At 64.9% G+C, this 20,272-nt stretch carries 14 protein-coding genes; 6 read left to right on the forward strand and 8 right to left on the reverse strand.

Annotation, left to right across the window (positions count from 1 at the left end):
- Positions 1–14: 14 nt before the first annotated feature.
- Entirely contained in the window at positions 15–1,280 is a 1,266-nt protein-coding gene (locus AC3D25_RS10615) for an O-antigen ligase family protein (protein WP_488888361.1), read from the reverse strand.
- Positions 1,281–1,474: 194 nt separating this feature from the next.
- Between AC3D25_RS10615 and AC3D25_RS10620 the strand changes: the two genes are divergently transcribed.
- Together AC3D25_RS10620 and AC3D25_RS10625 are read left to right on the forward strand one after the other, a co-directional pair.
- The gene (locus AC3D25_RS10620) at positions 1,475–2,470 is read left to right on the forward strand and encodes a glycosyltransferase family 2 protein (RefSeq protein ID WP_488888362.1); all 996 of its coding nucleotides are present in this window, start codon (positions 1,475–1,477) and stop codon (positions 2,468–2,470) included.
- Between the two features lie 28 nt (positions 2,471–2,498).
- Complete coding sequence (locus AC3D25_RS10625; protein ID WP_488888363.1) at positions 2,499–3,266, forward strand: glycosyltransferase family 2 protein; 768 nt, start codon at positions 2,499–2,501, stop codon at positions 3,264–3,266.
- Here AC3D25_RS10625 and AC3D25_RS10630 read toward each other — a convergent pair.
- Positions 3,235–4,308 carry a glycosyltransferase family 4 protein gene (locus AC3D25_RS10630; protein ID WP_488888364.1) on the reverse strand — a complete coding sequence of 358 codons (1,074 nt, stop codon included), beginning with the start codon at positions 4,306–4,308 and terminating at the stop codon, positions 3,235–3,237. The genes AC3D25_RS10625 and AC3D25_RS10630 overlap by 32 nt on opposite strands.
- The gene (dnaE, locus tag AC3D25_RS10635; RefSeq protein WP_488888365.1) at positions 4,308–7,874 is read right to left on the reverse strand and encodes a DNA polymerase III subunit alpha; all 3,567 of its coding nucleotides are present in this window, start codon (positions 7,872–7,874) and stop codon (positions 4,308–4,310) included. The genes AC3D25_RS10630 and dnaE overlap by 1 nt, the downstream gene beginning before the upstream one ends.
- A gap of 218 nt (positions 7,875–8,092) precedes the next feature.
- On the opposite strand from dnaE, the gene AC3D25_RS10640 reads away from it, so the two are divergent.
- Together AC3D25_RS10640 and gluQRS are read left to right on the forward strand one after the other, a co-directional pair.
- Positions 8,093–8,965: a sulfurtransferase gene (locus tag AC3D25_RS10640; protein WP_488888366.1), complete on the forward strand. Its 873-nt coding sequence runs from the start codon at positions 8,093–8,095 to the stop codon at positions 8,963–8,965.
- A 27-nt stretch (positions 8,966–8,992) separates the two neighbouring features.
- Complete coding sequence (gluQRS, locus tag AC3D25_RS10645) at positions 8,993–9,874, forward strand: tRNA glutamyl-Q(34) synthetase GluQRS (protein ID WP_488888367.1); 882 nt, start codon at positions 8,993–8,995, stop codon at positions 9,872–9,874.
- A gap of 90 nt (positions 9,875–9,964) precedes the next feature.
- On the opposite strand, the gene AC3D25_RS10650 is transcribed toward gluQRS, so the two are convergent.
- From AC3D25_RS10650 to purT, 4 genes are all read right to left on the reverse strand, one after another.
- Entirely contained in the window at positions 9,965–11,515 is a 1,551-nt protein-coding gene (locus AC3D25_RS10650) for a DEAD/DEAH box helicase (protein WP_488888368.1), read from the reverse strand.
- A gap of 670 nt (positions 11,516–12,185) precedes the next feature.
- Complete coding sequence (locus AC3D25_RS10655; RefSeq protein WP_488888369.1) at positions 12,186–12,551, reverse strand: MliC family protein; 366 nt, start codon at positions 12,549–12,551, stop codon at positions 12,186–12,188.
- Positions 12,552–12,596: 45 nt separating this feature from the next.
- On the reverse strand, positions 12,597–12,758 hold the full coding sequence (locus AC3D25_RS10660) for a DUF6726 family protein (protein ID WP_488889661.1): 162 nt from the start codon (positions 12,756–12,758) through the stop codon (positions 12,597–12,599).
- A 55-nt stretch (positions 12,759–12,813) separates the two neighbouring features.
- Entirely contained in the window at positions 12,814–14,067 is a 1,254-nt protein-coding gene (purT, locus tag AC3D25_RS10665) for a formate-dependent phosphoribosylglycinamide formyltransferase (protein ID WP_488888370.1), read from the reverse strand.
- 454 nt (positions 14,068–14,521) lie between these two features.
- Between purT and AC3D25_RS10670 the strand changes: the two genes are divergently transcribed.
- The gene (locus tag AC3D25_RS10670) at positions 14,522–15,070 is read left to right on the forward strand and encodes an META domain-containing protein (protein ID WP_488888371.1); all 549 of its coding nucleotides are present in this window, start codon (positions 14,522–14,524) and stop codon (positions 15,068–15,070) included.
- Positions 15,071–15,164: 94 nt separating this feature from the next.
- Positions 15,165–19,076, forward strand: a complete 3,912-nt coding sequence (locus AC3D25_RS10675; RefSeq protein WP_488888372.1) for an FtsK/SpoIIIE family DNA translocase — start codon at positions 15,165–15,167, stop codon at positions 19,074–19,076.
- 78 nt (positions 19,077–19,154) lie between these two features.
- Here the strand turns inward: AC3D25_RS10675 and AC3D25_RS10680 are convergent, their stop codons facing one another.
- A complete protein-coding gene (locus tag AC3D25_RS10680; protein WP_488888373.1) occupies positions 19,155–20,222 on the reverse strand; it encodes a transporter in 1,068 nt (355 codons plus the stop codon).
- Positions 20,223–20,272: the final 50 nt, after the last annotated feature.

Raw genomic sequence — 20,272 nt, forward strand, 5'->3', positions numbered from 1 at the left:
CGCACGGCGCGTTTTCAGACCCGGCCGGCCGGGTTCGGTCCATCGGCCGGCGCCGCCGCGATCCGCGGATCGTGCGCGATCATCGCGAGCAATACGGCCCAGACGAGCGCGATAAGCGAGGTGCTCATCACGACCGTGAACACATCGATACTGAGTCCGAAGATGATAACCGAGCCGGACACGCCTATCCCGCAATACGCCGCCGTGCGGACATCGGGGTCGGCGGAGCGCCGGTAACGCACGAAATACACGAGCGGTCCAAGATACATCAAAGCGAGGCACAGCACGCCCGCGCCGCCGAGTTCGGCGATCGTCGAGAAAAATTCGCTGTGCGCGCGCTGGTTGACGACGTCCTGCGAAATCTCGCCCGCGCTCGCGAGACCTTGCAGCGACCGTTCGAGATGGCCCTTGCCGACGCCAAGCAGCGGGTGCTTCTCGAAAAGCCGCACCGACGCGCCCCACAATTCGAGCCGCGCGCCGAGCGAACTGTCGGCGGCGCTGCCGTGCGACAGGCGCGTGAGATCCGAACGCGTGGCCGCGAGCCGTTCCTGGCCGATCGGCGTGACGATCAGCGCGCCCATCGCGATCACGATCGCCGCCCCGCCCGCCAGCCAGTGCCGCGGATGCCGGATCCAGTCCATGTTGAGCGAAAACAGCACGATGAAAAGCGGTATCGCGAGCCAGCCGCCGCGCGTGCCCGACAGATACGACGCGTAGAAACCGCTCGCGCCGCCGAGCAGCTTGACGGCGATCGCGAGGCGGCGGAACGCGCGCCGGTCCGCGCCGATTTCCGCCCTGTCCCAGGGGATCGACATGACCGAGACGAAGGCGAGCAAGAGCGCCGTGTTGCCGAACGGAATGGCGTTGGTGAAATCGTTGCCGAGCCGGTTCGCCTCGACCCAGCCGGGCTGCATCGACGAATAGATTCCCCAGCCGCCCGCCGCCATCGCGCCGAACGCAGCGCCCCAGCCGAGCGACTTCAGCGTGCGCATCGGCGCCTGCACGAGCAGCAGAAAGATCACGAGACTCAGCGCGAACCGCGACATGCCGTCGAATTCGCGCGGCAGGTAATACCCGTCTATCGCCTGCTGCGCGGGCAGCAAGACCATGAAACTGAGCATCGCGGCCGCGTAAAGCGGAAAGTGCCTGATCAGCCGGCTCGGCGCGAGCCGATAGCGCGACGTGAAGGCGCACCCGAGCGCCAGCGCAAACAGACCAAAGTAGCAATACCCCGTGCCGCCTCGCACGCCGAGCGTGGTCGCGGCTGCCAGACCAATCATGCTGGCGATGAGAAAACGTAGGTTTTTATCCAAAATCGTAGCGTGATGAAGGGCTCTCGTGCGCTTCGCGCGTCTTTATCCCAAAAAGCCGCGCTATTATAGCCGCTGCCGCCTGGCGTAACGCCCGGCGCGGCGTGCTGAAAGGCCGCGCGCGACGGGTACGAACAAGACCGAAAACGCCTTCTGGACCGTCAATGTCAGCAACACCTCATCGAGAGCAGGCTGCACCGCTCGCGAGCCTGATCCTCATTACGTTCAATCAGCAGGACAGTGTCGCGGACGCCATTCGCGGCGCGCTCGCGCAGACCTATTCGCCGCTGGAAATCCTGATCTCCGACGACGCCTCGTCCGATGCAACATTCGCCCGCGCCGAAGCCGCCGTGCGCGGCTACACCGGCCCGCACGCCGTGCGCCTTTTTCGCCGCGAGAAAAACCTCGGCATCAGCGCGCATCTGAGCGCGCTCGCGGCCGAAGCGTCGGGCGAACTGCTCTTCATCGCGGCCGGCGACGACATTTCGGCGCCCGAGCGCTGCGCCCGCGTCATGCAGGTCTGGCTCGACAGCGGCCGCCGATACGACCTGATCGCGACCGATCTCCTCGATCTCGATGCCGACGGCCGCGTCCACGGCGAGTTGCTCGTCTCGGACCTCGCCACGTATCGCACGTTCGAAGACTGGTCGGGCAACCGGCCGCATGTGGTGGGCGCCGCGCACGCGTGGTCGCGCCGCCTGTTCGACACGTTCGGCCCGATGGAGCCGGGCATCTACGGCGAGGACCAGATCATGGTTTTTCGCGCGATCATGACGGGCGGCGCTTACACGCTGCGCGAACCGCTCGTGAAATACCGGCGCGGCGGGTTGTCGAGGAAGCGCAAATGGCGCACGCCCGCCGATTTCGTCGCGCGGATCAAGCTCGCGAATATCAACGGCTCGGGCGAAACGCGGCAACTGCAACGCGACGCGGAACGCGTCGGCGTCGGCGCGCCGATGCGCGCGCTGCTCGCAAAAAAAGCGGCGCGCGAGGACTACGTCACGGCGATGTTCGAAGAACGCAGTCTCGGACGCCGCCTCGGTTTGCTGATCGGCGCGTCCAGGGTGAGCTTGGGCTTCCGCGTACGCATGTTCGTCTACGCGACCTGCCCCGCGCTGATGCGTCCGTTCTTCTTCCTGAAATGGCATTTGCGCGCGTGAAAAAAACCGCGGCTGTTCGAAACGATTTATGACACAACCCACTCTCGGCATTGCGCTCATCACCTACAACGCGGCCGCGCGGCTCGCGCAGTGCCTGCAGGCCGTCGCTTTCGCCGATGAAATCGTGGTGATCGACGGCGGCAGCACGGATGCGACCGCTGCGATTGCCGAGGCGCATCGCGCGCGGGTGATCGTCGCGCGCGACTGGCCGGGCTTCGGCCCGCAGAAAAATCGCGCGCTGGATGCGCTTTCGACCGACTGGGTGCTGTCCATCGATGCCGACGAAATCGTCACGCCGGAACTCGCTGCATCGATCCGCGCGGTGATCGCGAATCCGGGCGCGGATGTGTATTCCGTGGACCGGTTATCGAGTTTTTGCGGTGAGTGGGTGCGGCACAGCGGCTGGTATCCGGACTGGATTCCGCGTCTGTTCAAACGTGGCACCGCGCGTTTCTCCGACGATCTCGTCCACGAACGTCTGGTTTTCCCAGACGACGCGACGACGCGCTCGGCCCGCCTCGACGGCCAGTTGATGCACTATTCCTACGAGGATTTCGAAACCGTGCTCCGCAAGCTCGACGCTTATTCGAGCGCGGGCGCGGCCCAGCGGCACGCGGCGGGCAAACGGGGCGGCTTCGGCGTGGCGGTATCGCGTGGACTCTGGGCCTTCATGCGCACGTATTTCCTGCGACGCGGTTTTCTCGACGGCCGCACGGGCTACATGATTGCGGTCTTCAACGCGCAGACCGTCTATTACCGCTTCCTCAAACTCGCGCGACTGACCGATCCGCGCTGATACGCCGCGCCAGTTCGATCAACTCTCCGACATGGCTTGCAATGCTCGCGTCGTAGAGAATCGCGGCGGCCGAAAGCGGCGGCCGCTGTGCTTGCGCGGCGAGCGCGTCGCGGATGGTCTTGCGCAGATCGGCTGCGTCGCCGGGCGTGAAAACGTGCTTCGCCTCGGGCGCGATGGCGTCGCAGCAGCCGATACTCGTCGGGAAAATCACCGGCGTGCCGCACATGACGGACTCCACGCCGACCAGCCCGAACGGCTCGTAACTCGACGCGAGAATGGTGAAATCCGCCGCGCGATAACAATCTTCGATATTTTTCGCGTAGCCGATATAGCGGATCTGCGCCGAAGTCCGTTCCGGCGCGCGCCCCGCCACCGCCACGACGACGGCCAAATCGCTGCCCGCGAGCGCGGCTTCGATCAGCGGCAGACCTTTGCGTACATGGCTGCTCGATGGAAACAGCAGCACCGTTTCGCCCTCCGCGAAGCCGAATTTCGCGCGCAATTGCTGGCGCGTGGCGGGATCGACGGGGGAAAAACGGCTCGCGTCCACCGGCGGACACAGCACGCGGATCTTGTGCTCGCCAATTCCATAGAGCGTGCGCAATTCGTCGCGCATCATGTCCGAATGCGCGACGATCACCCGCGCCGCTTCATACTGCCGCTTTTCGAGCGCGATCTGACGCCGGTCGGACGGTTTTTCGCGTCGCCCGGTCGCCTGCAGAAAACCAATATGCGTGCCGCCGCAAATCGCGATCTCCGACGAATCGACCCGATTGCAGCCGATCAGCACATCCACCTTCGCCTTCTTGCGCGCGCGCCGCAGCGCCCAGGAGAAATAGCCGTCGCGCAGCTTGCCCGGCAACAGCGAAACGCCGATCCGGTGCGCTTCCACGAGCCGGCTTTCGGGCAACGACGTGTCAATCTTGCGGGCGAAGAATGCCGGCCGGAAGCCCGCGTCGCCGAAGCCGCGCACGAGGTCCATCGCGTAACGCTCCAGACCGCCGCTCAGCTTGAGCGCGTTGCTTGCGATGCCGATTTTCATCAATAGACGATTTCGATGGCGCTGCCCGCGAACTCACCGCGCAATGCCGTGATGAGATCGTCGGTCGGCTTCACGCGCCATGCATCGCCGAGCCGCACTTCGCCTTCCGCGTGCTCGCTGCGATACACGATGCTCACGTTCAGCCCGTTCGGAATCTGCACCGGCGCGCGTTGCGGGCGGCCGCCATCGCGATCGCCTCGGCCACCGCGCGACGGCATCTGCACAGCGGGCGCGGCGGAAGCGGCGTGATCGGGCGGCGCGCAATGCGCTTCGAGCACTTTCTTCAGGCGCACCGCGTCGGCGTTGCCGTTCATTTCCACCTTCACGCTTTGCGCGTAGCGGCTGCGGGCGCGCTCCAGATCCATCGCCGATTCCACCGTGAAGCGGATGCCGCCCGTGAACGCGTCGTTGCGCGCCTGGCCCTGCACCACGAGCAACTCGTCTTCCTTGAACAGCGTCTTGTTGGCCTCGAACTGTTCGTTGAACACGGTGACTTCGCACTGACCGGTGCCGTCGTCGAGATTGACGATCAGCATCTTGCCGCGCTGGGTCATTTGCGTGCGCATCGTCGTGATGACGCCCGCGACCAGCTTGTCGCGCCCTTCTTTCAACTCGCCCACTTTCTGGCGCACGAAACGGCGCACTTCGGTCTTGTAGGCATCGAAGAGATGGCCCGACAGGTAGAAACCGAGCGCCGTCTTTTCTTCCTGAAGGCGTTTTTTATCCGACCATTCCGGCTCGTCCACGAGTTCGTGGCCTTGCTGAGGATGGTCGCCCATGTCGAAAAGACCGGCCTGCATTTCGTTCGCGGCGGCTTGATCGGCGGCTTCCATCGCGAGCGGAACCGACGCGATCAACTGCGCGCGATTCGCATGCAATTGATCGAACGCGCCCGCGCGGATCAACGCCTCGACCGTGCGCCGGTTCACCACGCGGCGATCCACGCGCATACAGAAATCGAACAGATCGGTGAACGCGCCGCCTTCTTCGCGCACGCGGATGATTTCCTCGATCGCGTTCTGGCCGCTGCCCTTCACCGCGCCGAGACCGTAGCGGATGGTTTTCGAGCGCTTGCCGTCCGCTTCCGCAACCGGCTCGAAGCGATACGCCGATTCGTTGATGTTCGGCGGCAAGACCGCCATGCTGTTCGCGAGGCAGTCCTCGAAGAGGATCTTGACCTTGTCGGTGTCGTCCATGGCGAGCGACATGTTGGCCGCCATGAATTCCGCAGGATGGTGCGCCTTCAGCCACGCCGTGAAGTACGCGAGCAGCGCGTAGGCCGCCGCGTGCGACTTGTTGAAGCCGTAGCCCGCGAATTTCTCCATCAAGTCGAAGATTTCGTCGGCTTTCGTGGCGGACAGACCGTTTTTCGCCGCGCCCTGCCGGAACAGTTCGCGATGCTCGGCCATTTCCTCGGCCTTCTTCTTGCCCATCGCGCGACGCAGCAAGTCGGCGCCACCGAGCGAATAACCGCCGATGATCTGCGCCATCTGCATCACCTGCTCCTGATAGACCATGATCCCGTAGGTCTCTTTCAGGACGGATTCGACGCGCGGATCCGGATATTCGACGATCTCCCGCCCGTGTTTCCGTGCGCAGAAGCTCGGGATCAGGTCCATCGGGCCCGGGCGATACAGCGCCACCAGCGCGATGATGTCCTCGAACCGGTCGGGCTGCGCGTCCTTCAGCATGCCCTGCATGCCGCGGCTTTCCAGCTGGAACACGGCGACCGTATTCGCTTTCTTGAGGATCGAGAAGGACGCGGGGTCGTCGAGCGGAACCTGCGACAAATTCCAGTCTTTCTTCGACGGATCCAGCCGGCGGATATAACGCTCGGCCCAGTCGAGAATGGTGAGCGTGGTCAGGCCCAAGAAGTCGAACTTGACCAGGCCGACGGCTTCCACGTCGTCCTTGTCGTACTGGCTCACCACGCCGCCGTCTTCGCCCTGCGTGTAGAGCGGGCAGAAGTCGGTCAGCTTGCCGGGCGCGATCAGCACGCCGCCCGCGTGCATGCCGACATTGCGCGTCAGCCCTTCCACGCGTTGCGCGAGTTCGAGCAGCTGATGTACTTCGTCTTCGTTGTCGAAGCGTTCCTGCAGCGCCGGCTCTTCCTTCATCGCGTCCGCGATGGTCACGTGCTTGCCCGGCTTGAACGGAATCAGCTTCGCGATGCCGTCCGTGAACATATAGCCGAGATCGAGCACGCGGCCGATATCGCGCACCGCCGCCTTCGCCGCCATCGTGCCGAACGTGGCGATCTGCGAAACGGCGTCCGCGCCATACTTCTGCTTCACGTACTGAATGACGCGGTCGCGGCCTTCCTGACAAAAGTCGATGTCGAAGTCAGGCATCGACACGCGTTCCGGATTCAGGAATCGCTCGAACAGAAGGTTGTAGCGCAAGGGGTCGAGATCGGTAATGCCGAGCGCGTAGGCAACCAGCGATCCCGCGCCCGAACCCCGGCCCGGGCCGACCGGCACGCCGTTGTTCTTCGCCCACATGATGAAGTCCGCGACGATCAGGAAGTAGCCCGGAAAGCCCATCTTGATAATCGTGCCGCACTCGAAATCGAGCCGCGCGTAATAGGTTTCGCGCTGCGCCTCGCGTTCGGCTTCGTCGGGATAAAGCTGCGCGAGCCGCACTTCCAGCCCGTCTTTCGACAATTGCACGAGGTAATCGTCGAGCGACATGCCGTCGGGCGTCGGAAACAGCGGCAGTTTCGGCTTGCCGAGTTCGAGCACGAGATTGCAGCGTTTCGCGATTTCAACCGTGTTCTGAATAGCCGACGGCAGGTCGGCGAACAGCACGCACATTTCTTCCTGCGTGCGGAAATGTTGCGCGGTCGTGAAGCGCTTCTGGCGACGCGGATTCGCGAGAATGTCGCCCTCCGAAATGCACACGCGCGCTTCGTGCGCGGTGAAATCGTCGGGTGTCATGTACTGCATCGGATGCGTCGCGGCCACCGGCAGTTTCAGCTTCGCCGCGAGCGCGACGGCCTGCTGGATATACGCCTCGGCACCCGGCTGCCCGGCCCGCTGCACTTCGATATAAAACGCGTTCGGAAAAAGTTTCGCCCAGCGTTCGGCGTGGCGTTCGGCGGCTTGATCGTTGCCGGCGGAAAACGCCATGCCGATATCGCCGTGCTGCGCGCCCGACAGCGCGAGCAGCCCTTCGGCCAGGCCCGCTTCGAGCCATTCGAACTCGATTTCGGCGCGTCCGCGATGCTGGTTCGTGAGCCACGCGCGGCTCAACAATTCGCACAGGTTGAGATAGCCGCGCTGGTTTTTCACCAGCAGCAACAGGCGCGCGGGTTTGTCGCGGTCGGCGGGATTCGTGATCCACACGTCGCAGCCGGCGATGGGTTTGACCCCTTTGCCGCGCGCTTCCTTGTAGAAACGGACGAGACCGAAGGCGTTGCCGAGATCGGTGAGCGCGAGCGCGCCCTGACCGTCCGCGGCAGCGGCTTTAACGACGTCGTCCAGCCGCACGATGCCATCGGCAATCGAGAATTCGGAGTGGACGCGGAGATGTACGAAGCGGGGATCTGACATGTCGATATTGTACATGCGCCTCTTCGCGAAATTCGTCACGCGCCCGCGCATTGGCCGTTCGGACAAGGCCCGCTTTCCCAAATTTTCTCCGGTGTCGCGGCGTCGCGGCTTAGGCTGATCGGCCGCAAGGGCGATGTGCCCGGATTGCGGGATAATATGGCTTTCGCGCCCGCCGGGCCGGACCGTCCGGCGTATTTTTCGCGCGGCACGACATGTTTTTAAAGCACCCGATCATGAGCATCCTCAATCTTTCCTCGTATAAATTTGTCACCATCGACGACACCGCCGCCTGGCGCCCGCTCGTCACCGAACGCTGCAAGGCGCTCGGGCTGCGTGGCACGATCCTGCTCGCGCCCGAAGGCATCAACCTGTTCGTCGCGGGCGAAATTCCGGAAGTGCGGGCGTTCATGGAATACCTCCGTACGGACGCGCTGTTCGAGGGCAAATTCGCCGATCTCGAATTCAAGGAAAGCCTGTCGGAGAAGCAGCCGTTCCGGCGCATGCTGGTCAAGCTCAAGCGCGAAATCATCACGATGAAAATGCCTGCGATCCGGCCGGAACTGGGCCGCGCGCCGTCCGTCGATGCGCCGACGCTGAAAAGCTGGCTCGATCGCGGCCACGACGACGAAGGCCGTCCGGTCGTGATGCTCGATACGCGCAATGCGTTCGAAGTCGACGTCGGCACCTTCGATCAGGCACTGGATTACCGCATCTCGAAATTCAGCGAATTTCCGCAAGTGATCGAGGACAATCGCGCCGATCTCGAAGGCAAGACGGTCGTGTCGTTCTGCACCGGCGGCATCCGCTGCGAAAAAGCGGCGATCCACATGAAGGAGGTCGGGATCGACCATGTGTATCAGCTCGAAGGCGGCATCCTGAAATACTTCGAGGAAGTCGGCGGCGCGCACTATCACGGCGAGTGCTTCGTGTTCGATTACCGCACCGCGCTCGATCCGGCGCTCGCGACCACCGCCACCGTGCAATGTTTCGGCTGCCGGGCGGTGGTGAGCGTCGACGCACAACGCTCGCCGTTCTACGTGCCCGGCGAGCACTGCCCGGCGTGTCATCCGGACGCATCGGCGAAACGCGCGTCGAAGGCGGCGTGAGCGTATGACGCACGTAGCTCGGCGTCTATGATTTATCGCGGACGCTTCGCGCCCTCGCCCACCGGGCCGTTGCATCTCGGCTCGCTCGTGAGCGCGCTCGCCAGCTTCCTCGATGCCCGCGCGCACGGCGGCGAGTGGTTCGTGCGGATCGAAGATGTGGACGGCCCGCGCACCGTGCCCGGCGCCGCCGACGATATTCTGGCGACGCTCGCGCATCTCGGCATGCATTCCGATGCCCCGCCCGTTTGGCAAAGCCGGCGCACCGAGGCTTATGCCGCCGCGTTCGAGCGCTTGCAGGCTGCGGGCGCGATCTATCCGTGCGGCTGCACGCGGCGCGAGATCGCCGATTCGCTGGTCAGCGCGCATGCAGATCATCAACGACACGCCACGCTGGCCTATCCCGGTACTTGCCGGCACGGGTTGAACGGCCGTGAAGCACGCGCGTGGCGACTTCGCGTGCCGGACGGCGCGTCGGCGCAAATCACCTTCGACGACCGCTGGCAGGGTCGCAATACTCAGAACCTGGCGACCGAAGTGGGCGATTTCGTTCTGAAACGCGCCGATGGGCAATGGGCGTATCAACTGGCCGTCGTCGTGGACGACGAAGACGCTGGCATCACGCATGTCGTGCGCGGCGCCGATCTGCTCGATTCGACCGCGCGGCAGGTTTATCTGCAGATGCGCCTGAACGCGCGGACGCCGAGCTATCTGCACGTGCCTGTCGTCGCGGCCGCGAATGGGGAAAAACTGAGCAAACAGACCGGCGCGACGGCGCTGGATCTGCAAGATCCGGTCGCAACGCTCACAGACGCGGCGCGCCATCTCGGTATCGAATCAGCGCGCGCGGATTCGCTCGATGCGTTTTATCGCGACGCGACCGCGCAATGGGCGAAGCGCTTCGGCGTCTAGCTCCCGAACTCGCTTCGCCAGACGAAAAAAAGGCAGCGCTCTCGCGCTGCCTTTTTTTATTTTCCGTCAGGGAAGCAAATCCCTTCCCGCTTACGTCGAGCGCTTGCGCGGCATGCCGAGACCGCCGAGCAACGCCGCAAGCGGCTGTTTCGGCGCGGTTTTGCGCTCGCTTTCCGCCGCGCTCGCTTCTTCGTGGCGCTTCGTCGATGCTGCCGAAGGCTCGTAGGGCTTGAGGAAGAAATCGTCGATCGGCTGCTGGCGGCCGTGCGAACGCTCGAACGACGTCGCGCGGCGGCGCGGGCCGGATTCGTCGCGGGCATGGCGATGCTCGCCGCGTTCCGGACGCGCCGCGCGTTCCGAACGCTCAGGCCGCTCGCCGCGCTCCGAACGCTCGTCGCGACGTCCGCCTTCGCGCCGCGCGGGCGCGGTCACCGTCAGTTGCTGCACTTCGAGCGGTCGTTTGATGAGCTTTTCGATATCCGCCAGTTGCTTCTTTTCGTTTGCGCTGCACAGCGACAGCGCGTCGCCGGACGCGCCCGCCCGACCCGTACGGCCGATCCGGTGTACGTAATCTTCAGCGCTGAACGGCAGGTCGAAATTGATGACGGCCGGCAGTTCCGCGATATCCAGCCCGCGCGCGGCCACGTCGGTTGCGACCAGCGCCTCGATTTCGCCGCGCTTGAACGCGTCGAGCGCCTGCATCCGCTCGCTTTGCGTGCGGTCGCCGTGAATCGCCGTCGCCACGATGCCGTCGCGCTCCAGCACGCGCGACAGGCGGCTCGCGCCGATCTTGCTGTTACAGAAAACGATCACCTGCTTCAAGCCGCGCTCGCGGATCAGTTGCGCGACCGCCCCAGATTTGTCGCTTTCGTGCACTTCGAACACGATCTGGCGCACGTTCGTCGCGGTCGAATTGCTGCGCGCGACTTCGATCGTCTGCGGATTGCGCAGGTACGTCGCCGCGAGCTTCTTGATTTCGCCCGAGAACGTGGCCGAGAACAGCAGCGTCTGACGCTCCTTCGGCAGCAAATTCAGAATGCGCTGCAGATCGGGCAGAAAACCCATGTCGAGCATGCGGTCGGCTTCGTCGAGGACGAGCATCTGGACCTGACCCAAGTTCAGCGTTTTTTGCTGGACGTGGTCGAGCAAGCGGCCCGGCGTCGCGATCAGGATTTCCACGCCGCGGCGCAACGCTTCGGATTGCGGATTCATATCGACGCCACCAAACACCACCGTGCTGCGCAGCGGCGTGTGCTTCGAGTAGGCTTGCACGTTGGCGGCGACCTGGTCGGCGAGTTCGCGCGTCGGCGTGAGAATCAGCGCGCGCACCGGATGGCGCGCGGGCGATGCGCTCGAACTGGCGAACGGCAGCAGGCGCTGGATGATCGGCAGCGAGAAGCTCGCCGTCTTGCCCGTACCCGTTTGCGCCGCGCCCATCACATCGCGGCCGGCCAGCACCACGGGGATCGCTTCCGCCTGGATCGGCGTGGGCGTCGTGTAGCCCGATTCGGTCACCGCTTTGAGGATGTCGGCGGCCAAACCGAACTGGTCGAACGTGGGCGCGGTGGCCGGCGCGGCCTGGGTGCCGGGCGTGGCTTCGGACGCAGCGGTGGACGTGTTCGTGACGACGGAATCGGACATGGTGACTATGATGGCTATCGCTAAAAAGGTGCCGGTACGGCGCGCCTCGGGCGTGGACTACGCGAGCGGCAACGGCCGAGAACTACGGCACAAAATACGGCTAGATCCAAGGGCGCAAAACCTGGATGGCGGCCGGCGGCCGGCCTTCCCTGCTCTTGAATTACGTCTGAATGCGTGGCAAATCGAAACTGCTCTGGCGCTTTTGCGGCGATTTTTCGGGTAGCGGCGCATCGGGCCGACCCGTCGCGGCGATTATCGACCGTCGGACGTGTTGCGCAGCGCCGAAACGTGACAGGCTGCAACGGGTCGACAACCGCGCCGCGCCTGTGCTCAGGCTTCGGCTCATCTGATACCACGTTCTCACCCCATGTCGGCCGGCGTCGGCTAGGCAAAACGCCGAGCGCGCTTTTGAGCGCGTGGCCGAGGGTCTTCAAACCCGGAAAACCCGCCATTGTAGCACCGCATTCATGACGTTTCCGGGCGCGCCGGCGCTCGGCCGGGCGGCGGCGGGACCGCAATGCTGGCCGCCACCGCAGTCCGGGCTACGCAAATTTACAACCGGCCGTCGCGGCGATGCCGCCCCATGCACCGCATAGCCTCCCGCTCCGAAAATCGCCGCGCCCGCGGAATCCACCGGTGTCGAAAACGCGCGCCGCGAAGCAAGAACCTGTCAGCCGCGTTCCTGACAATCGTCGAGAAGCGGCGGCGCCTTCGGATCGGCCATCTCGCTTGTCAATGTGCCTTGCGGCCCTTTGGTCCACCACACATATTGCTCCGCCGAATATTTCGCGCCCGACCCGGACAGGACGTTCACGAACAGCAGTTTCTTGCCGTCGACCGTCATCAGCGCAAAACTCTGGCCGTTCTTCGTATTGATATAGGTCACGGCAAGCGACTTATCGTCCTTGCACGCGTAACGCTTCGTGACGGTGGTTTTGGTCTGCACCTGCGGCACGGTCAACGGCATCGCGCAAGCCAGGTCTGCGCCGCCGAACAGCGAGAGCACCGCCGCGCACGTTTTTATCGTTCCATTCATCACTTTCGGGTTTTCTCCTCGTGCATTGCGCCGGTCACGCGCGGGTCACGGATCGATCACGTCCGCGCAGACGTCGGTCGGCGCAGCCGCGACGTGGCCGACAACCGGCACGATCTTCAAACCCGCCGACACCACGCGGCAAGGCGCCGCGGCCAGCCCGCAGCCGCTCAGGACGGACGCCGCGAACAGCAACGCCAACACTCGCATCTTCACTTTCTTGCTCCCTCGCGCGATCCGCGTCGGACGCGCGTTTTACCACCGGTCAACGTGTGGAGACCGGCTTGACCTTCGATGCCGCCAGTTTCGCCCGCGCGCGGGCTTCATCCGTGTCGCGTCCGGTCGCGACCGCCACGCCCATCCGGCGTTTCGCGAAACTTTCGGGCTTGCCGAACAGGCGCAGGTCGGAATCCGGCACGGCGAGCGCATCGGAGACACCCTCGAACGCGACGCCCGCCTCGTCCAGCCCGCCATAAATCACCGCCGACGCACCCGGCGCGCGCAACGCGGTGTCCACCGGCAGGCCGAGGATCGCGCGCGCGTGCAGATCGAATTCCGAGAAACGCTGCGTGGCGAGCGTGACGAGGCCCGTGTCGTGCGGACGCGGGCTGACCTCGGAAAACCAGACGTCGTCGCCGCGCACGAACAATTCGACGCCGAAGAGGCCCCGTCCGCCAAGCGCCGCCGTCACTTTCGCCGACACGTCGCGTGCCTTTTCTAGCGCCGCCGGGCTCATGCGCTGCGGCTGCCACGACTCGACGTAATCGCCCGCGACCTGCACGTGGCCAATCGGCTCGCAAAAATACGTAGCCGTCTCGCCGCTCGCGGGATCGGCAGCGCGCACGGTGAGCTGCGTGATTTCGTATTCGAAGTCGATGAACCCTTCCACGATCACGCGTCCGCGATTCACGCGCCCGCCCGCCATCGCGTGCTGCCAGGCCGGCTCGATGTCGGCGTCGCTCCGAAGTACCGACTGGCCTTTCCCGGAAGACGACATCACCGGCTTCACCACGCACGGAAAGCCGATCGTTTCGATGGCGGCCTTCATTTCGTCGAGCGACTGTGCGAACGCGTAGGGCGAAGTCGGCAGGCCGAGCGTTTCGGCAGCGAGGCGGCGAATGCCTTCGCGGTTCATCGTCAATTGCGTGGCGCGCGCCGTCGGGATGACGACGGCGACTTGCTCCGCCTCGATCTCGGCGAGCGTATCGGTGGCGATGGCCTCGATTTCCGGCACGATCAGATGCGGCTTTTCCGCCTCGATCAGCGCGCGGAGCGCTGCGCCGTCGGTCATGTCGATCACGTGCGAGCGGTGGGCGACCTGATGGCCGGGGGCATCGGCGTAACGATCCACCGCGATCACTTCCACGCCGAGCCGCTGCAGCGCGATGATGACTTCCTTGCCGAGTTCGCCCGCGCCGAGCAGCATCACGCGGGTGGCGCCCGGCGTAAGCGGCGTACCGATACGAACGGCCTCGCGGTTGACTTTGGAATCGGGACTGGCTGCGTTCGCGCTCGGCATGAAAACTCCGGAAGGTGTGGCGTGTTTCGAGATAACTGGCGATGTTAACACGCAGCAGCCACGCGAGACGGATCGGGCAACGCCCACAGCCCGCGAGCGTCGCCCGGCGCGAGCCGGGCAATTTATGGCTTTGCCAATTCGAGTGAATGCGGGACGGCCAAGTCAGCTTGCTATCCGAGTGGTTATGTGGGGGAGACACTTAGGCGGATAAACTGCTTTCTTTGGTTACTTTCTTTGCAGCTAGCCCAGGAGCGTTACGGCCGCCCGGCACAGGGGCAGCGCTAATAGACCGACACGGAACCAGGCTGTCAAGAAGCGTTAAAGAAACCCAATCGAACGCGCAAGCAAACCAAACCCGTCCGCCAGGCTTATAACACCCGACCACCCTACGCCCCCGTACAAATCGTCCTACGAGTGCGCTACCCTTACGGTTTGTCCAGCTTGAGGATTTTCGATGCACTCGCCTTTCACCCGTCAGAAGCCCTCACTTTTACGCGCCAGCGCAGGTACGAACCTCATCGCGCTGGCACTCGCCGTCATCCTCGCAGGTTGCGCCTTGCCGACACATCCCGACTCCGCCGCTGCGCCGACCGATCCCTACAACCCGGCCGCGACGCAACTCCTCGACGATACGCAATGGGAGCTGACCCGCTGGACCGACGCGACCGGTCAAGCGCGCGCGATTCCCCACGGCGACAATGGCCAGCCGATCACCCTGAATTTCTCGACGGAAGGCGGTCAGCGCCGCGCGAACGGCTTCTCGGGCTGTAACCGCTACATGGGGACGTACGAACTGAAGAACGGCAAGCTCAGCTTCGGGCCGCTTGCCGGGACGCGCATGGCGTGCACCGGCGGCGCGGGCGGCGCGCTGGAAGGGCCGTATCTGAGCGCGCTCACGCATATCGCGAAAACCGGCGTGCAGATGAATCCGCCGAAGGAATTGCAGATCACCCTCGACGACGCTCAGGTGCTGACTTATTCGCTTCGCGCGCAGCAGCAATAAGCGCGCGACGCGTCTTGATCCGGAAGGCCGCCGCATCACCGGTTAAACTCGGCGGCTGGGTGTTCCCCGTTTCCATCATTTGTTGGTTCCAAGCATGCACACGGTAGTTCTCGGCTGGTTCGGCGGATCAGTCGTCTGGTTTCTTCCCCTATTCTGGCGCCTCGTCAAATCGGTTTTGCCGAATGGCGGCGGCCTGCGCGGGCCGGGCACGATCCGGCTGTGGCTCGGCTTTATCTGCGTTCTGCTCGCGAGCGCGACGCTCGAAGCGGCGCTGTTCGGATCGTTCTTCGAGGCAGCCGCCGGTATCAATCGCGCCGGGCACGTCATCGACGCGGCCTTGCGGACGCTCGCGAGCGCGCCGCTCGCCGGACTGATCGCAACGGCGGTATTTTTCGTGAGCCTGCCGTGGTTGTGCGATTTCCAGTGGCGCGATGCGTTGCGCTGGGCGAACGGCGCGTTCGGCCTCGGACTCAGCGCGGACTGGCTCGCCGCGCGGGAAAAACCGGCGCGCGCGGCATCGAACCGTGAATTGCGGGCGTCGCGTGAATCGCGCAATGCTCGCGAAAGCCGGAGCGGCGAGCGTCGGCGCGCCGGCACACGGGAAAGCGCGGGATTTTCGGCGGGACTCGGCGCGTTTTTCGACCGCTCGACAGGCCGCTCGTCCTCCCGCCCGGATCCTTCAAACACCCACGCACGCACGTCGCACGATATCCCGCCGCTCGGACTGCCGACGGCGACCCAGCGCGACGGCGGGCGTTATCAGCGTCCGACCGTGTGGCGTCCGCCGGTGAATCCGCGCGCGAAGCCGTCTGCGCCGGGGGCGTTGGGGGCGTCGGGGGCGTCGGGGGCGTCGGCGAAGGTCGATCCTTACGCTGCTCGACCTGACAGCCGTCCAGGTGCCGTGGTCAACACCGCGCGTCATGCGCCGCTCCACGAACAGGTAGAACCGGTCGCGCCGGCCGGATGGCTCGGCGGCGAGATGGCGTCGCAGCGGCGCGATCAGGCCGAGCGCGCTAGGCCTGTCCAGCGCGAACCGCTCACGCCGCTCACGCCGCTTACACCGCGCGCCGCCGCCCAGGCCGCGTCGACGATATCGGCGACACCCGCCGTCTCCCGCTCGTCCCTTCAGCGCAGCGCGCCGGCTTCATCGGCTTCATCGGCTTCATCGGCTTCATCGGCTTCATCGGCACCACCGCGCGCGGCGGCTTCCGCTGCACGCGGCGTGTCGGACGCGCTCGCGTGGTCGGCTACTGCGTCGCGTTCGCGGCCCATCGGGCCTGCCGGTCCGCCGCCCGAGCCGGAAAGCATCACGGCGACGCTGCGGTCGATCGAGGAAAACGCCGCGCGCTGGACGACCCTTGCAGGCGCGAGCCTCGCGCGTCGCCATCAGGCCGCCGAAGACAGTGCCGCGACGAGCGCGAACGAAACCGCTGGCATCGATGACGCCGCGGCGCAACAGCCGCCCTACCCTGCGCATGGGGAAACCGAGTCGGCCGCCGCACTTGAAAGCGCGCCCGCGATCCCGGAAATCGCTGCGCTCGAAACGCCGCGGGCCGAGTTGGAGGTGGACCCCGAGCGGACGTTTTTTGGAGCAACGCCAGCGGTGAAATCGGATTTGGCAGCGACGCCCGCCGTGGTGCATGACTTCAGCGCAGCGCCGGCCGAAGCTAACTTGAGCGCGACTCCGGCCAAGGAACACGACTTGAGCGCAACGCCCGAGCCGGAGCAGCCTTCGCCGAAGCCAACAGTTTTGACGCACGCGGCTGCCGAGCAAGTGCGCGCAATCGAGCGCCCGGACGCCTTTGACATCGCCCCGACCGTCGAGACCCTTGTCAGTGGAAGCGGTGAAACCATCGGCAATGCAAGCTTGGTCGATGGCAGCGGTGAAGAAATCCGCCGCGAAACCCTCGCCGAAGTTAGCGGTGAAGTTGCAAGCGCCGAAACCCTTGCCGACATGCGCCGCGAAGACGCGTGCACTGAAGACGTAAGCGGCGAAGCGCTGGCGGCGGTCGCATCGTCGTCGATGCCACTTTCCAACATCGCCGGAGCCTATTCGCCGCCTGACTCGCCGCCGGTAACGTTGCCGGTAACGCTGCCGGTAACGCCACCGATCACGCAGCCGATCACGCAAGCCCCGCCCCACTCGACCACCCCGCCGTGGGACACGCCGCTGCGCGCGGAACCTGAGACTGCGGACATCCAGGCGGAAGCGGCCGGGGAAACGGACGCACGCCCGGCCTTGCGGCTGATCGACATTACACGGGCGGAGTCCGCGCGGGATCAGACGCAAACCGAGCCCGAATTCGACCCGAGCACCGCCGAAAGCACCGACGAACGCACCGCCGACGAACCCGCCTCGAACATCGTGCGTTTTCCCGCGATGGTTCAAAGCGCCCCGCTTCAAAACGACCCGCCGCGCCCCGAGCCGGAACAACCCGCCGCTCAGGCCACAAGCACGCCCGAACCCCGCCCGCCGATCCGCGGCTTCACGCCAACCGAATTCGAATTCCACGCGCCCACGGCATCGGCGGTGGAATTGCCCGGCCTCGATCTGCTGGAACCGGCATCCGATGAAATCGTCCCCGTCTCCGCCGAACTTCTCGCGGAAACGGGCCAGTTGATCGAGCAGCGTCTCCAGGAATTCAAGGTGCCGGTGACGGTCGTCGGGGCATCGGCGGGACCGGTCATCACGCGCTTCGAAGTCGAACCCGCGCTGGGCGTGCGCGGCAGCCAGATCGTCGGGCTGATGAAGGACTTGTCGCGCGGGCTCGGACTCACGTCGATCCGCGTCGTCGAGACGATTCCCGGCAAAACCTGCATGGGCCTCGAACTGCCGAACGCGAAGCGCGAAATGATCCGGCTGTCCGAAATTCTCGAAGACGACATCTACCGGAATTCCAAGTCGAGCCTGACGATCGCGATGGGCAAGGACATCGTCGGCAATCCGGTCGTGACCGATCTCGCGCGCGCGCCGCACATGCTGGTCGCGGGCACGACCGGTTCGGGCAAGTCGGTCGCGATCAACGCGATGATCCTGTCGCTGCTCTACAAGGCGAAGCCGGAAGACGTGCGGCTCATCATGATCGACCCGAAGATGCTGGAATTGTCGGTGTACGAGGGCATTCCGCATCTGCTCGCGCCGGTCGTCACCGACATGAAGCTCGCCGCGAACGCGCTGAACTGGTGCGTCGGCGAGATGGAGAAGCGCTATCGGCTGATGTCGGCGGTCGGCGTGCGCAATCTGCAGGGCTTCAACCAGAAAGTGCGCGCCGCCGATGCCGCCGGCAAGAAGCTGACCAATCCGTTCTCGCTCACGCCGGACGCGCCGGAACCGTTGTCCACATTGCCGATGATCGTCGTGGTGATCGACGAACTGGCCGACCTGATGATGGTCGCCGGAAAGCAGATCGAACAGTTGATCGCGCGGCTCGCCCAGAAAGCCCGCGCGGCCGGAATCCACTTGATTCTCGCGACGCAGCGGCCTTCGGTGGACGTGATTACCGGCCTCATCAAGGCGAACATTCCGACGCGCGTGGCGTTTCAGGTGTCGTCGAAAATCGACTCGCGCACGATTCTCGACCAGATGGGCGCCGAATCGCTGCTAGGCGCCGGCGACATGCTGTTCCTGCCGCCGGGCACGGGCTATCCGCAGCGCGTGCACGGCGCGTTCGTCGCCGACGACGAAGTGCATCGCGTCGTGGAATATCTGAAGCAGTTTGGCGAGCCGGAGTACGAGGAAGGGATTCTGTCGGGACCGGCATCGGAAGGGGCATCGCAGGATCTTTTCGGCGACACGCCCGAAGCGGAAGCCGATCCGCTCTACGACGAAGCCGTCGCGTTCGTGCTGCGCACGCGCCGCGCGTCGATTTCCTCGGTGCAGCGTCAGTTGCGGATCGGCTATAACCGGGCGGCGCGGCTCGTGGAGCAGATGGAAGCCGCCGGACTCGTCTCGCCGATGGGCAACAACGGCAACCGCGAAGTGCTCGCGCCCGGCCCGGCGGACTAATCGAAGGCGGCGCGGCTGGTTCGGCTGGTGCGGCCGCTTCCGCCGCTTCCGCCGCTTCCGTGATACCTCAACCGAGCATCACCACAGCCGCAACCGCCGCAACAAAAAGATCGTTCCGGCGGCGCACACTGCCATCACGCCGATCACGATCCAGAACGAATAGTGATCGTGTGTGCCCGGCAAGCCCGCGACGTTCATCCCGAAAATGCCGGAGACGAGCGTCGCGGGCATCAGCAACGCCGACATGATCGCGAGCCACAGCAGCTTGCGGTTGATGTCCTCGGAAAGCGCGGCGGCAATCTCGTCCTGCAACAATTTCGCGCGCTCGTACTGCCCTTCCAGCCCAGCGCCGAGGCCGTTCAGCACCTGAATCGCCTGGATCAGCGCTTCCATCGAGCGCGGTTCGGCCCATTCGAGCCGCCGCGTGACGACTTGCGTCAGCGCGTTGCGTTCGGGGTCGATGAAGCGCTTCACTTCCACCAACCGACGCCGCACGTCGCCCAGTTCGGCGCGCCAATTGGAGTGGCGGCCGTCCAGCACGCCTTCCTCCACGTCGTCGAGCCGGTCCGCGATATCGTCGATACGATCGACGAACGTTTCGTTGAGCGCGCGGATCAGGCCCGCGAACAGATCGACGGTATCGCGGAAAATCGCGCCTTCGAGCACGGCGTGACGCAGCCGGTCGGTCGATTGCAGCGGCTGCGCGCGCACGGTGATCATGCGGTTGCCATCGACATAGAAACGCAGCGCGCCGGTTGCCCGTTCCGCAGCCGCATCGTCGCGATTCGTGCCGGGTGCGCCGGGTGCGCCGGGTGCTTTGACGGCCACCCGCTCCAGATCGGCCACCACGCCATACATGAAGTTCGCGGCGAGATGCACGCGCGGGCGCTTGTCCTCGCCGTTCAGGAACTCGCGCGCCACGTCCGGCATGGAACTCACGCCCGTCAGCCAGTTTTCGACGGTGTCGTCATTTGCGCTCAAGTGCAGCCATGTCGGACCTTCGCCCGCGACCGCCGTGCGCGCTTCGTCCCACGACAGCCGCAGCGCTTCGCCGCCGACAAAGCGAAACGCGCTGATGAAGCCCGGCGGCACCGGATTACGGTCGGCGCTCGTGGCTGCATCGGGATAAGTGGCGGGAGTATTCAATGTTCTTCCTTTCAACAACTGCGCTTGCAGTAAAACAGTACGGCGAAACT

The sequence above is a fragment of the Caballeronia sp. SL1002 genome (assembly GCF_057814995.1).

Coding starts and splice junctions, on each gene's coding strand:
- AC3D25_RS10615 (WP_488888361.1), bottom strand. CDS start 1,280: ATGATTGGTCTGGCAGCCGCGACCACGCTCGGCGTGCGAGGCGGCACG.
- AC3D25_RS10620 (WP_488888362.1), top strand. CDS start 1,475: ATGTCAGCAACACCTCATCGAGAGCAGGCTGCACCGCTCGCGAGCCTG.
- AC3D25_RS10625 (WP_488888363.1), top strand. CDS start 2,499: ATGACACAACCCACTCTCGGCATTGCGCTCATCACCTACAACGCGGCC.
- AC3D25_RS10630 (WP_488888364.1), bottom strand. CDS start 4,308: ATGAAAATCGGCATCGCAAGCAACGCGCTCAAGCTGAGCGGCGGTCTG.
- dnaE (WP_488888365.1), bottom strand. CDS start 7,874: ATGTACAATATCGACATGTCAGATCCCCGCTTCGTACATCTCCGCGTC.
- AC3D25_RS10640 (WP_488888366.1), top strand. CDS start 8,093: ATGAGCATCCTCAATCTTTCCTCGTATAAATTTGTCACCATCGACGAC.
- gluQRS (WP_488888367.1), top strand. CDS start 8,993: ATGATTTATCGCGGACGCTTCGCGCCCTCGCCCACCGGGCCGTTGCAT.
- AC3D25_RS10650 (WP_488888368.1), bottom strand. CDS start 11,515: ATGTCCGATTCCGTCGTCACGAACACGTCCACCGCTGCGTCCGAAGCC.
- AC3D25_RS10655 (WP_488888369.1), bottom strand. CDS start 12,551: ATGAATGGAACGATAAAAACGTGCGCGGCGGTGCTCTCGCTGTTCGGC.
- AC3D25_RS10660 (WP_488889661.1), bottom strand. CDS start 12,758: ATGCGAGTGTTGGCGTTGCTGTTCGCGGCGTCCGTCCTGAGCGGCTGC.
- purT (WP_488888370.1), bottom strand. CDS start 14,067: ATGCCGAGCGCGAACGCAGCCAGTCCCGATTCCAAAGTCAACCGCGAG.
- AC3D25_RS10670 (WP_488888371.1), top strand. CDS start 14,522: ATGCACTCGCCTTTCACCCGTCAGAAGCCCTCACTTTTACGCGCCAGC.
- AC3D25_RS10675 (WP_488888372.1), top strand. CDS start 15,165: ATGCACACGGTAGTTCTCGGCTGGTTCGGCGGATCAGTCGTCTGGTTT.